9 protein-coding genes, 1 pseudogene and 2 riboswitches are annotated in these 12,700 nt (G+C 72.8%); of the genes and pseudogenes, 2 read left to right on the top strand and 8 right to left on the bottom strand.

Features of this window, described 5'->3' with window-relative positions; translation table 11 throughout:
• Nucleotides 1–382 precede the first annotated feature (382 nt).
• Nucleotides 383–2,665: an MMPL family transporter gene (locus FRCN3DRAFT_RS0209190; RefSeq protein ID WP_007514945.1), complete on the top strand. Its 2,283-nt coding sequence runs from the start codon at nt 383–385 to the stop codon at nt 2,663–2,665.
• A 60-nt stretch (nt 2,666–2,725) separates the two neighbouring features.
• Here the strand turns inward: FRCN3DRAFT_RS0209190 and FRCN3DRAFT_RS0209185 are convergent, their stop codons facing one another.
• The 6 genes from FRCN3DRAFT_RS0209185 to FRCN3DRAFT_RS0209160 form a co-directional block, all read right to left on the bottom strand.
• Nucleotides 2,726–3,181, bottom strand: a complete 456-nt coding sequence (locus FRCN3DRAFT_RS0209185) for a MaoC family dehydratase (RefSeq protein WP_007514944.1) — start codon at nt 3,179–3,181, stop codon at nt 2,726–2,728.
• Nucleotides 3,182–3,311: 130 nt separating this feature from the next.
• Nucleotides 3,312–4,586 (bottom strand): Fic family protein, encoded by a 1,275-nt coding sequence (locus FRCN3DRAFT_RS0209180; RefSeq protein ID WP_007514943.1) that lies wholly within the window; start codon nt 4,584–4,586, stop codon nt 3,312–3,314.
• Between the two features lie 68 nt (nt 4,587–4,654).
• Nucleotides 4,655–7,756: an aminomethyl-transferring glycine dehydrogenase gene (gene gcvP, locus FRCN3DRAFT_RS0209175; RefSeq protein ID WP_007514942.1), complete on the bottom strand. Its 3,102-nt coding sequence runs from the start codon at nt 7,754–7,756 to the stop codon at nt 4,655–4,657.
• A 116-nt stretch (nt 7,757–7,872) separates the two neighbouring features.
• Nucleotides 7,873–7,969, bottom strand: a riboswitch (glycine riboswitch).
• A riboswitch (glycine riboswitch) is annotated at nt 7,970–8,065 on the bottom strand. It abuts the riboswitch before it with no gap.
• 365 nt (nt 8,066–8,430) lie between these two features.
• Nucleotides 8,431–8,940, bottom strand: a complete 510-nt coding sequence (locus FRCN3DRAFT_RS43530; protein ID WP_007514941.1) for a ChaB family protein — start codon at nt 8,938–8,940, stop codon at nt 8,431–8,433.
• A 317-nt stretch (nt 8,941–9,257) separates the two neighbouring features.
• Nucleotides 9,258–9,500 (bottom strand): hypothetical protein, encoded by a 243-nt coding sequence (locus FRCN3DRAFT_RS0209165; protein WP_007514940.1) that lies wholly within the window; start codon nt 9,498–9,500, stop codon nt 9,258–9,260.
• A 192-nt stretch (nt 9,501–9,692) separates the two neighbouring features.
• On the bottom strand, nt 9,693–10,478 hold the full coding sequence (locus FRCN3DRAFT_RS0209160) for a DUF7507 domain-containing protein (RefSeq protein WP_007514939.1): 786 nt from the start codon (nt 10,476–10,478) through the stop codon (nt 9,693–9,695).
• 255 nt (nt 10,479–10,733) lie between these two features.
• Here FRCN3DRAFT_RS0209160 and FRCN3DRAFT_RS0209155 point away from each other — a divergent pair, with 255 nt between their 5' ends.
• Nucleotides 10,734–11,462: an enoyl-CoA hydratase/isomerase family protein gene (locus tag FRCN3DRAFT_RS0209155; protein WP_007514938.1), complete on the top strand. Its 729-nt coding sequence runs from the start codon at nt 10,734–10,736 to the stop codon at nt 11,460–11,462.
• Nucleotides 11,463–11,512: 50 nt separating this feature from the next.
• Here FRCN3DRAFT_RS0209155 and FRCN3DRAFT_RS0209150 read toward each other — a convergent pair whose 3' ends face one another.
• Together FRCN3DRAFT_RS0209150 and FRCN3DRAFT_RS54945 are read right to left on the bottom strand one after the other, a co-directional pair.
• The gene (locus FRCN3DRAFT_RS0209150; protein ID WP_035924550.1) at nt 11,513–12,148 is read right to left on the bottom strand and encodes an AMIN-like domain-containing (lipo)protein; all 636 of its coding nucleotides are present in this window, start codon (nt 12,146–12,148) and stop codon (nt 11,513–11,515) included.
• Between the two features lie 155 nt (nt 12,149–12,303).
• A pseudogene (locus tag FRCN3DRAFT_RS54945) lies at nt 12,304–12,700 on the bottom strand (hypothetical protein); the annotation flags it as partial.

Here is a 12,700-nt window from a genome sequence, read left to right as displayed (position 1 = left end):
CGTGCGAGTGCTCGCGACGGCGCCGGCAAACCGTTCGCCTACATACCGGTAGTGCCTGTTTGCCACCGGGAGCCGACGCACCGCGAGCCCCAACGCAACAGTATCGAGTCGTCGCTCTTCGTATAGATCACACCATGGAACATGTGCCTTACTTGTCCAGAATTTGTTCCATTCGGTTGCAGGGTGCATTCGCCCCCACGCGGCCTGGGAGCCGGGCGGGACCAACGCCACCGACCACAACCCGGCCGACACGGCGGCCCGTCGGATGTCTGGCGTCACACCGGTCGGGTACGCGACTGCCCGTGGATGACCACGGATGTCACAGTCCCCGGGTCCGGCTCGTCATGTCCGGGACCGCGACCCCGAAGGGAACGAGGAGACGATGTCCGGGTTCTTGCAGCGACTGGGTGGGGCCTGCGCCGCCCACCCCTGGCGGGTGGTCGGCGCCTGGGTCGCAGCGCTGGTACTGACACTGGGCCTGGCGGGCACGTTCGGCGGCGCGCCCCAGGACAACTACGACACCCCGGGCCTGCCCTCGCAGGCGGCGACCGACCTGCTGCGGGCCGGCTTCCCCGAGGTGGCGGGCGCCGACGCGCGCATCGTGCTGCACGACCGCGACAGCCCGCTCGACGCCGCCGTCACGACCGCCGTCTCCAGGAACCTCGCCGGCGTCGAGCACGTCGACCTGGTCACCCCGCCCCGGCTGTCCGCCGACGGCGACACGGCGCTCATCACCGTCTACTACGACCGGCCGGTCACCCACGTGGGCGGCAAGAAGGCACTCGACGAGCTGGTCGCGGCCGTGGCCGGGCCCAGCCGGGCCGGCGGCGTCACCGCGGAGATCGGCGGCCAGGTCGCGGAGAACATCCAGAAGGTCGACGGCACCGCCGAGGCGATCGGCATCGCCGCCGCGCTGGTCATCCTGCTGTTCGCCTTCGGCTCGGTCATCGCCGCCGGCGTACCGCTGGCCGTCGCCCTGATCGGGCTCGGGATCGGCTCCGGCAGCGTCACGCTGATCGCGGCTACGACCCAGGTCAGCACCATCGCCCCCACCCTCGGCACGATGGTCGGCCTCGGCGTGGGCATCGACTACGCCCTGCTGCTCGTCACCCGGCACGTCGAGGGCCTGCGCGCCGGCCTGCCGGTACGGGAGGCGGCGGCCAGGGCCACGGCCACGTCCGGGACCTCGGTGCTGTTCGCCGGCGCGACCGTCGTGCTGGCGCTGATGGGCCTGCGCCTCGTCCACCTCAAGACCTACTCCACGACCGGCTTCACCACGGCCCTGGTCGTCGTCGCGGTCGTCGCGACGTCGCTCACGCTGGTGCCGGCGCTGTGCGGCCTGGCCGGTCAACGGCTGCTCGGCCGAAAGGCCCGCCGTGCCCTGGCCACCGCGGCGACCGCCGGGGCCGGCGGCGCGGCCGGGGCCGGGGCCGGCGGCACGGCCGACGCCGGCCAGGGCACCACCGACGGCGCACCCGCTGCCACCTCAGCCAGGGAGCCGCTCACCGCGCGCTGGGCCGCCCGGGTCGGCCGCCGGCCGCTGCCCTGGGCGCTGGGCGCGCTCGGGTTGCTGCTCGCCCTCGCCGCCCCGGTGCTCGACATGCGCACCTGGCCGCAGGACGCCGGCAGCCAGTCGACGTCGCTCACCCAGCGGCGCGCCTATGACCTGATCGCGGCCGAGTTCGGGCCGGGCGCCAACGGCCCGCTGCTGATCGCCACGGACCTGCGCACGCTGCCGAAGGCCGAGCTCGGCCCGCTGGCCGCGAAGATCCGGGCGACTCCGGATGTCGCCGGCGTCGCCGACCCGATCTTCTCCGCCGACGGCTCGACCGCGTTGCTCGTCGCGGAGCCGACGGTCGGCCCGAGCGACCCCAGGGCATCCGCGCTGGTCCGCCACCTGCGAGCCGACGTGCTGCCGGGCGGCGCCGAGATCACCGGCTGGACCGCCTCGTTCACCGACATCTCCGCCCTGCTCGCCGACCAGCTGTGGGAGGTCGTGGCCTTCGTCGTCGGCGTCTCGGTGCTGCTTCTGTTGCTGGTGTTCCGCTCGCCGCTGGTCGCGCTGAAGGCCGCGGTGATGAACATGCTGTCGATCGCCGCCGCCTACGGCGTCATCGTCGCCGTCTTCCAGTGGGGCTGGGGCACCGGCCTGCTGGGCCTGCCACATGCCGTGCCGATGTCGAGCTGGCTGCCACTGCTGATGTTCGCGGTGCTGTTCGGGCTGAGCATGGACTACGAGGTGTTCCTGCTCTCCCGGATCCGGGAGGACTGGCTGGCCACCGGCGACGCCCGTGGCAGCGTGACGCGGGGGCTCGCGAAGAGCGGCCGGGTCATCACCAGCGCCGGCCTCATCATGATCGCCGTCTTCGCCGGCTTCGCGCTGGACCCGGACGTGACCGTGAAGATGATCGGCCTCGGCATGGCGGTCGCCGTCCTTGTCGACATGACCGTCATCCGGCTCGTGCTGGTGCCGGCGACCATGGCCCTGCTCGGCCGTGCCAACTGGTGGCTACCGCGCTGGCTCGACCGGATCCTCCCGCGCATCGACCTGCACGGCGAGAGGTCCGCGGCGCCGGCGCTGGCCCTGCCCGCGCCGCGCGGCGAGCCATCCGACGAGGCCGACGAGGCCGACCAAGCCGACGAACAGCCGGCGGTCGTCAGCTGACCAGATCGCTGGTGGCGAGGCGCTCCAGGCCTCGCCACCAGCCCGACCACCTGAGCCGTCTCAGGCGAAGTAGCGGGAGATGAACTCGGCGACGCAGACCGGCTTGGTCTGGCCCTCGAGCTCGATGGTGACCTGGTTGACGACCTGGACGCCGCCGGTGACGTCCTCGACCGTCAGGTTCTTGATGTGCGCGCGCAGCTTGGAGCCCACCGGCACCGGCGCGGGGAACCGCACCTTGTTCAGGCCGTAGTTCACCGCCATCGAGATGCCCTCGACGTGGACCACGTCATGGAACAGCACCGGGATCAGCGAAAGCGTGAGGAACCCGTGCGCGATCGGCCCGCCGAACGGCCCGGCCTTCGCCTTCTCGACGTCGACGTGGATCCACTGGTGGTCCCCGGTGGCGTCGGCGAACGTGTTGACCTGCTCCTGGGTCACCTCGATCCAGCCGCTGCTGCCCCATTCCTGCCCGGCCAGCGCCTTGGCGCCCTCGATCCCCTGGATCGTCGTGACCATCCGTCTCCTCCAAGCTCCCACCGAGCGCCCGGCTCGCCCGGCCATCACCCACGCGCCTGGCGCCGCGCGCCGCGGCGAGCAGTATCCCAACCCTCGCGCCCAGATGCCCGGTTCCCGCAGGGTGCCCCGCTCAGCAGGGACGTCGCGGTACGCGCCGAGACGGCGGGCTGGCCATGGTGTCTCCCCCCGGGCTGGCGAGACGCCGCTCGAGGAAGGTGAACGCCTCGATCACGTCCGCGGCCTCGAAAGCCCGGTTGCGCCGCCCGACCGTTATCTGTCGGAGCACGCCGACGTCCACCAGCCGGCTCACCGCCTCATTGGCGGTCTGCACGCTGCGCCCGGTGAGCTCGGCCGCGGAGCGCACTGTGAGCACCGGCGCGGCGGGCAGCATCCGCAGGAGCCGATCCAGGGTGGAGTCTGGGCGCGCCGGGCCGACTCGCTGACGCCAGGCCTCCTGGAGGGTGCCGATTCGCCTCTCGAAGTCGCCCGCGTCGGCACAGGCTCGAACGCAGGCGCCGGCGAACGTGCCGATCCAGGCGTCGTCCGCGGCCCGGGCCTGCTCGGAGTCCGAGGGCCCGAGGTACCGGGTCGCGGTCAGCGCCGCCACGTAGTCCCGCGACCGGGTCGCGAGAACCAGCGAGACGGGCGGGAGCACGTCAGGCGCGAGGCCCCGCCGACGCAGAACCATGTGGATCAGCGCCCGACCGGTCCGGCCGTTTCCGTCGACGAAGGGGTGGATCGTCTCGAACTGCGCGTGCGCGACGGCGGCCTGCGCCACAGCCGGCAGGCCATCGTCCGCGCAGAACGCGCAAAGATCCTCCAGGAGGTCGGGCACGGCTTCCGGCGGCGGTGGCACGAAGGCCGCGGAGCACGGGTTGTAGCTACTGCCGCCGATCCAGTTCTGCTCGGTCCGGACCTTGCCGCCATACGGCTCCAGCCGGCTCCCGGCGAGCAGCCGTTGGTGGATCTCCAGCAGGGACGCCACCGTGATCGGGTCGCCGGCCCCCACCAGCTCCGACGCGCGGACCATCGCGTCCACGTTGGCGAGCACCTCGGCGGCCGTGACGTCCGTCACCGGCTCTCCGAACTCGCGGCTGGCTTCTTCGCGCAGCAGGCGCCGACCGCCGACCTCGAGCCCCTCGATCCAGGACGAGCCGACCGACTCGGCTCGCAGCAGGATCCGGGCCAGCACCTCCATGCCGCGCAACGCCACCGCGTCGCGGTTGAGGGCGGCGATCGCATGCTCCGCGTCGACCACGTCGGCCGCGGTCAGCCCGTCCAGCGTGAACGCGCGCCCGACGAGGGGATCCGGCAGGTAGGCGTCGTACTCGCACGACAGCCGGTCCTTCCTCGACAGCCCAGCACCGAGGTCACTCTCCCAGCGGCGCCGCACGAGCTGTGCCACGATGACCTCCATATTCAGGCGGATCGAGCATAGCCTGAATATGGAGGTCTGATCTTCCGGCGGCGGCGCTAACCGGCAGTGCCAACGGGGGTGAGCGGGCGGGCGGCCGAGCGAGCGCCCGGGACGGTGGCGGCGTCCGCGGCCGTCAGGTCGTCGGCGAAAGCCTCCGGCGGCGGGCAGGTGCAGACGAGGTTGCGGTCGCCGTACGCGCCGTCGATCCGCCGGACCGGGGACCAGTACTTCGCGGTGCGCAGCGATGCCACCGGGTAGGCGGCCACCGACCGGGGGTACGGGTGGTCCCAGTCGTCGCCGGTGACCATCTCGGCGGTGTGCGGGGCATTGCGCAGCGGGTTGTCGTCCGCCGGCCAGGTGCCGTCGCCCACCTTGTCCGCCTCGGCCCGGATCGCGATCATCGCGTCGCAGAACCGGTCGATCTCGGTCAGGTCCTCGCTCTCGGTCGGCTCGACCATCAGCGTGCCGGCGACCGGGAAGGACATCGTCGGCGCGTGGAAGCCGTAGTCGACGAGCCGCTTGGCGACGTCGTCGACCGTCACGCCGGTCTCCTTGGTGAGCTGGCGCAGGTCGAGGATGCACTCGTGCGCGACCAGGCCGCCCCGGCCGGTGTAGAGGACGAGGTAGTGGTGGCGCAGCCGGCTGGCGATGTGGTTCGCGTTCAGTACCGCGACCGACGTCGCCGCGCGCACGCCCTCGGCCCCCATCAGCCGCAGGTACACCCACGGGATCATGAGAATTCCGGCTGAGCCCCACGGGGCCTCGGAGATCGGGCCGATACCGGTTGCCGGGCCCGCCTCCGGGCAGAGCGGGTGGTTCGGCAGGTAGGGCAGCAGCTTCTCGCCAACCGCCACCGGGCCGACGCCGGGGCCGCCGCCGCCGTGCGGGATGCAGAACGTCTTGTGCAGGTTGAGGTGGCTGACGTCCGCGCCGAACCGGCCGGGGCGGGCGAGGCCGACGAGCGCGTTCAGGTTCGCCCCGTCGACGTAGACCAGGCCGCCGGCGTCGTGCACGATCGCGCACGCCTGGCCGATGCCCTCCTCGTAGACGCCGTGCGTCGACGGGTAGGTGACCATGAGCGCGGCCAGCCGCGACGCGTGCTGCGCGGCCTTCGCGGCGAGGTCGGCGAGGTCGACGTTGCCGTCGTCGTCGCAGGCGACGACGACGACCTTCATCCCCGCCATCGCCGCGCTCGCCGCGTTCGTGCCGTGCGCCGACGACGGGATCAGGCAGACGTCACGGAAACCGTCGCCCGCGGTGTGGTCGCGGTGGTAGGCGCGGATGGCGAGCAGCCCGGCCAGCTCGCCCTGGCTGCCGGCGTTCGGCTGCAGCGACACCCCGGCATAGCCGGTGATCTCGCTGAGCCAGCGCTCCAGGTCCGCGATCATCTCCAGGTAGCCGGCGGCCTGGTCGAGCGGCGCGAACGGGTGGATCTCGGCGAACTCGGGCCAGGTGACGGCCGCCATCTCGGCGGTCGCGTTCAGCTTCATCGTGCAGGAGCCGAGCGGGATCATCCCGCGGTCGAGCGCGAAGTCCACGTCCGCGAGCCGGCGCAGGTAGCGCAGCATCGCGGTCTCCGAGCGGTGGCTGTGGAACACCGGGTGCTCCAGGTAGCCGGACGAGCGGACGAGCGCCGTCGGCAGCGCGCCGGCCGCGTCGAGGCCAGGCACGGCCGGCGGCGCCTCGCTGGGGGCCGGGACGCCGAAGGCGGCCCAGACGGAGTGCAGGTCGGCGTCCAGCGTCGCCTCGTTGCAGGAGATCCCCACGTGGTCGTCGTCGACGAGGCGCAGGTTCACGCCGTGCTCCAGCGCCGCCGCGACGACCTCGCCGGCCCGCGCGGGCACCCGGGCGAGCACCGTGTCGAAGAACTCGTCGTGGACGACGTCGACCCCGCCGGCGCGCAGCCCGGCGGCGAGCCGGACGGCGTGGGCGTGCACGGTCGTCGCGATCCCGGCGAGCCCGGCGGGCCCGTGGTAGACGGCGTACATCGAGGCGACCACGGCCGGCAGCACCTGGGCGGTGCAGATGTTGCTGGTGGCCTTCTCCCGGCGGATGTGCTGCTCGCGGGTCTGCAGCGTCAGCCGGTAGGCCGGCTTCCCGGCGGCGTCGACCGAGACGCCGACGAGCCGGCCGGGCAGCATCCGCTCCAATCCCTTGCGCACCGCCATGTAGCCGGCGTGCGGGCCGCCGAACATCACCGGCAGCCCGAACCGCTGGGTGGTGCCGACCGCGATGTCGGCGCCGAGCTCGCCCGGCGAGGCGAGCAGCGTGAGCGCGAGCAGGTCGGCGGCGACGGTCACCGTCACGGCGTGGTCGCGCGCCTGGGCGATGACGCCCCGCAGGTCGCGGACCTCGCCGTTCGCGCCGGGGTAGGACAGCAGCAGGCCGAACGTGTCGGCCAGCACGGCCGCCGGCAGCTCACCCGCGGCCTCCGCGGGGCCCTCGCCCGGCTCGGCGGGCAGCGGTTCGGCCGGGCCCTCGCCCGGGGCTGGCGCCGGGCGAGGAATGACGCCCTCGCGCAGGTCGGCGACGTGCACCGTCAGGCCCAGCGCCTCGGCCCGGGTCCGCACGACGGCGATCGTCTGCGGCAGCGTGTCGGCGTCGATGAGGAAGGTCGAGCGCTTCTTCTTGTCGACGCGGTGGGCGAGCTGCATCGCCTCGGCCGCCGCCGTCGACTCGTCGAGCAGGGACGCGCCGGCGGTCGCGAGGCCGGTGAGGTCGGTGACCACCGTCTGGAAGTTGAGCAGCGCCTCGAGACGGCCCTGCGAGATCTCCGGCTGATACGGCGTGTAGGCGGTGTACCAGGCCGGGTTCTCCAGCACGTTGCGCTGGATCACGCCGGGCAGCACGGTCGGGTGGAATCCGAGCCCGATCATCGAGGTCACCCGCCGGTTGCGGCCGGCCAGCGCGCGCAGCTCGTCGAGCGCGGCGCTCTCCGGGACCGGCGCCGGCAGCTCCAGCTCGGTGGATCGGATGGCCGCCGGCACGGCCGCGTCGGTCAGCGCGGCGAGCGACGAGTAGCCGAGCGCGGCGAGCATGGTCGCCTGAGCCTCGGCGTCTGGCCCGATGTGGCGGTCGACGAAGGCGCGATAGGCGGGGGCCGGGAGCGCCGCGATCGGGAGCGTGGTGGTGGCCGGGGTCGGGGTGGTGTCAGGCACGTGTCGCTCCGCAGGTCAGGCGGCACCGGCCTGGTACCGGCCCCGCTTCGGGGTCCGGGGTTACCCCCGGTAGGCACGGCAGGCGTTCGACCACGGAGGGGTCGCTCGCCTCGGCCTCCCCCTCTGTCATCGGCCTGAGAGCTTCACCGGGCAACCTCGTGCCCGGTTTGCACCGTCGGCGGGACACCCAGCGGCATCCGCTTTCCAGAGTTGCCTGACCCGGCGGTTGGGGGCCTGAGAGTTTGTGGGGAGATCTTGCTCCTTCGGCGCCTCGGGCTGGCTTGCCCGGGACTCTCCCGCACGGGTGTGAGCGGCACAGTATGTGGTTGTGACCCCGGTTCGCGGACCCGCGAGCCGACGCCGACCCGACCACCGGACGGCTCGCCAGCAGGTGGAAGAGGTCTGTATCGAGACTATCGGCGGCGCGCAGGCGGCGCGACCGCGACCACGGCCACGAAACCGCCCCGCAACGTCACCCGGCGGAAGTCGCGCCTGGCAGGGCGCCACAGCCGCGCGTCGCGTCACCAACCTCACATCGCGAGCTGAAGGGGTGCCCGATGATCGACGGACGCGGATCATCGGGCACCCCCGCGCGCGACCATGGCGAATCCTGGCTTGCCAGCGGTCCCGCCGTCACCCCGCGCGACTTCCCGACGCCGACGCGACGCGCCGGGTCACCTGCGGGCGGCGGCGGTGGCGCGCCGGTTGGCCTTCTTGATCGCGGAAATCAGCTCGTCCCTCGTCATCCGGGTACGGCCGGGGATCTCCAGCTCGCGGGCCATCTCGCGCAGCCGGGTCAACGGAGCGGTCGCGTTCACGCCCTCGGCGGTCGGACGCGGCCGGCGTACGCTCGCCGGCGCGCTCTGCTTCGCCCGCGCGTCGGACGGCCCGGGTGACGACTTCGGCCGCCAGTGGTCGCCGACCTTCTCGTGGGTGTGCTTCAGCGCGGCGTACGCGGCCCGGTGCGCGCGCTGGCCCTCGCCGTAGGTGCCCACCGCCGAGTCGTGGGCTTTCTTCCAGGTGCGGACGGCCAAACCGTCGGACCGCGTGATCGTCGACGGCACGCCGGCGCACGTCTGGTCGGCCTGCTCCGCCTTACGGGAACGGGAAGCCGTCTTGGTAGGAGTCGTCGTCTTGGTAGGGCTGGTACGGGTCATCTTCGCGGGCATCTGCTTGGTAGGCAACTGCATCACCTCCGCTGGAGCCCTCGTCGTCAGGACGAGGGTCGAGCCGGCTCGACCGAGGCGCCGGTCACGCCCTGAGGCCGGCGTCTGCCCGGGCATCCTCTGTTCGAGTCGCGCACCGCCGCGATCGAAGTGCGCGTCCGGCTCGGTGTCTGTCGGTGAGTTCCCGGCGGGCGCAGCGCAAACCGCGCCCCCACCCACCTTCGACGACGAATGCTCGGTCCGCAGGGGCGCGCGACCAATCGACGCTGGTTGTGCGCGTTTGGTCAGCGGAGGTTTCCGCCCACTTCAGCGGGCCCGCGAGTTCAGCGGGTGCGCTACCTCACCTGGTCGGCGCCAGCCTTGGCCGCCTCGACGTCGGTCGAGGCCCCGCCTCGCTCCCGCTCGAAGAACGGCTCGACCGCCCGGTCGGACGCGGTCTGGCGGGCGACCTGCCTGGTCATCTCCTCGTCGCTGGCGCCCGCGCCCGCCTCCGCGGTCCTGCCCCGAGCCGGCCCGGTCGCTGGCCTCGAACGCGTGTCCGTTCCCTTGGCGGCTCGCCCGCCGGATGGAGTCGACATCGTGCCCCTCCTCCGTTCGCCTGCCGTTCTCGTCCCGTCGCGCAAGTACCCGGCGGGTCCGGACAGAACCAGCCCTGGAGGGATGGGATCGGCGTCAACCGCGAAGAGCGGGCGCAGATGTGCCGGAGAGGCGGGAGATGTCAGCAGATGTATGGAGCGGCTCCATACCTGACCCGCGACACCTGACCCGCGTCAGAGCGCCTCGTCGAGAGGCTGGTAGTCGAATCTCGGGGCGGGGTAATCCGGAGCGCCGAGGAAATCCGGATCAAGGAATCCCGGATCGGGGTCACCCCAGTCGACATCCGACGGGCCGAAGCCACTATCCAGGCCCGGCGACGGCGGCACATCGCCATTTATGTTGACGTTTATTACGTTGGCGTAGATCTGCACCGTAGGCACACCTTCGCCGGTAGTTGCCGGCTGGATGAGGTCGGTGGGCCAGGGCGGCGGCTCCGAAAACCCGAGCCCGCCAGCTGTGTCAAGAACCGGGATGTCCGTCGCCACCGTCGGCGAGATCACGGTCTCGGTCCCCGCGTCGTCGCTGCCGACGGCCGTCGCCATGCTCGTCACCGTCCCCTGCGGGGGGATGTCGGTCGCCCCGTAGAAGTACCTCGCGGTGCAGGTCATGGAGGCCCCGGCCGCCAGCGTCGAGCTCGGGCAGATGATCGGCGTGAGGCCACCGGCGGCGAGGTCGTCCTGGACCGAAACGAAGATCAGGTCACTGAAGCCGACATTCCCGACGGTGTAGAGGAGGTCCACGGCGCCCGGGTCCACGAAGGCCATGTGTGTCGTCAGGGTGAGCTCCGGGCCGGTGCCGCCGGCAGGCATGGCGTCGCCGGCATACGTGACGTCGCCGGCATATGTGACGTCGTCGACGGGCGTGCCGTCGCCGGCATACGTGACGTCGCTGGCAGGTGCGACGGCGCTCGCGGGCGCGGCGGCGAGGACCAGTCCGGCCGCGGCCAGGCCCGGGATCATCGTCACCGCGGCCAACGCCCGCCGTCGCGGACCGCTCCGGCCGCCGAACAAGCCCGATGACGGCCGCAACTTTGTTGGATCCATCGGTACCCCGCTTTGTCGAGCCCCCGGAGACAGACGAGCAGTACACGAATATTACCGAACGTAGTCACTTGAGTGGTGAAGGTGACGAGCGGTGTGTCAGGCGCCGTCCAGTGGGCAGGCGGCGGCCGGGGGCGCGACGATGGCGAGACCGATGACCAAGGGAGCCGATCGATGCCGCACCTGGAACACGACGGGGACGTGTACGTGCTGGATCTCGGCGACGGCGAGAACCGGTTCACTACCCCCTGGCTGACGGCGGTGAATGCCCTGCTGTCCGAGGTCGAGGACGCCGACGGGCACAAGGCGCTGGTCACCACCGCGCGCGGGAAGATCTGGTCGAACGGGCTCGATCTGGACAGGATTCTGGCGTATCCGAGCGAGCTGGGCTCCTATCTGAACACCGTGCAGGCCCTGCTCGCCCGGGTGCTGACGCTGCCGTTCGTCACCGTCGCCGCCGTGCAGGGGCACGCCTTCGGCGCCGGCGCCATGCTCGCGCTCGCGCACGACCAGCAGGTGATGCGCGCCGACCGCGGCTACTGGTGCCTGCCGGAGGTCGACCTGGGCATGCCGTTCACCGCCGGGATGACGAGACTGCTCACCGCGCGGCTGCCCGCCAGAACGGCCGCCGAGGCGATGGTCACCGGCCGCCGCTACGGCGGCGTGGACGCGTTCGAGGCCGGGATCGTCGACGCCGTCGCCGCCGGAACCCTCACGGACGCCGCGGACCTCGTCGCCGCGCAGCGCGCCGTTCTCCTCGCCGCGCTCGGCGTCGCCCGCCCGCTCACGGCCAAGGCGTCGCCGGCGCTCGGCAAGATCAAGTCAGGCCTCCACGCCGACACCGTCGCCGCCCTGCAAGCCGACGAGAACGCCCGCCTCGCCGCGTTTCCGCCGGTCGGCTAGCTCCCGCCAGCCGGCGGCGGGCAGCGCGTCCGCCGAGGGGTGCCGAGGGGCTAGGCGGCGAAGTCGAAGATCAGGCGGTCGGGGGCGGTCAGCTCGGTGACCCGGTAGCCGACGACGTCGTCGAGGCCGACGCCCAGGTGGACGTAGCCCTCGAAGTCGCCGGCCATGGCGACCTGGCGCACCGCCGGCAGGCCGCCACCGGTGACCGGCGAGCGCAGCGTCGACCGGCCCGCGTCGTCATGGGCGTCGGCCGGGTGCAGCACGATCTCGAAGTGCGCCTGGCCGGCCAGCGCGAGCGGTGAGCCCTCGCCCGGCCTGACCACGTCCTGGACGTAACGAGCCGAGTACCCGGGCAGGCCGCCGGTGAACTCCAGGACGATCCGGTCGAAGCTCAGGCCGCCCTCGACGTTGTGCGCCGCGCGCACCTCGACCAGCCGCGGCGAGGGGCTTGTCGAGCGGGTGAGCGACGTCGGGCCGCTCGACCAGGTCGGCGCGTTCCCTCCGACGCTCGACGTGGGCGACGCTCCGGGAGCCGGGGTCGCGCTCCCGCCGGCCGAGGTGGACGCCACGGCGGCCGAGGTCGTCGTGACCGGTTCCGGCGAAGGCGAGCCGCCGCCGTCCGAGCAGGCGGACAGCGCGCCGGCCAGCAGCGCCAGCGCCGGCGCGACGACGCGGGCGCCGCGCACCCGCCGAGACCGCTGTGCCCGCCGAGACCGAAATGGCGACCCGAACCGCGGCATGACGGCCTCCGACCTGGTTCCCTGGCTCGCCCGACGACGACCGGGAGCGACGACGCTACGCCAGCAGCGCGGCGTCCGAGTGAGAAATATGTCTATACCGGTCACGGCACCGCCGCCACGGCCACCACCCGGGTGCCCGCCGGGACCGACGCGGACAGGGCGACCGCGTCGCCGAACGGGTAGACCCCGCCGGCCGCGTCCACCAACCAGTAGCCGCGGCCGCTGGGAGTCGCCGCGATACCGACCACCGCGGCCGGTGGGGAGGCGGGCGAGCCGACCTGGCCGGCCGCGCCGTGGGCCACCACCGCGCCGGCCGCCGTGACGGTCCAGTAGCCGGAGCCGGTCGGGCTCGCGGCGATGCCGACGGCGCGGGCGGACCCGGTGGCGGCGGTCGAGGGCGTCACGCCGGCCGCGATGCCGCCGGCGTCGCCGAACGGGTAGACCCCGCCGGCCGCGTCCACCAACCAGTACCCGCCACCGGTCGGGGTGGCGGCGATG

The organism is Pseudofrankia saprophytica (assembly GCF_000235425.2).
In the GTDB taxonomy this organism is placed as follows: domain Bacteria; phylum Actinomycetota; class Actinomycetes; order Frankiales; family Frankiaceae; genus Pseudofrankia; species Pseudofrankia saprophytica.
This window is presented reverse-complemented; position numbering and strand designations above follow the sequence as displayed.

Bases quoted from the DNA above. Each gene is read 5' to 3' on its own strand.
- FRCN3DRAFT_RS0209190 (WP_007514945.1), top strand. From the start codon at position 383: ATGTCCGGGTTCTTGCAGCGACTGGGTGGGGCCTGCGCCGCCCACCCC.
- FRCN3DRAFT_RS0209185 (WP_007514944.1), bottom strand. From the start codon at position 3,181: ATGGTCACGACGATCCAGGGGATCGAGGGCGCCAAGGCGCTGGCCGGG.
- FRCN3DRAFT_RS0209165 (WP_007514940.1), bottom strand. From the start codon at position 9,500: ATGTCGACTCCATCCGGCGGGCGAGCCGCCAAGGGAACGGACACGCGT.
- FRCN3DRAFT_RS0209160 (WP_007514939.1), bottom strand. From the start codon at position 10,478: ATGATCCCGGGCCTGGCCGCGGCCGGACTGGTCCTCGCCGCCGCGCCC.
- FRCN3DRAFT_RS0209155 (WP_007514938.1), top strand. From the start codon at position 10,734: ATGCCGCACCTGGAACACGACGGGGACGTGTACGTGCTGGATCTCGGC.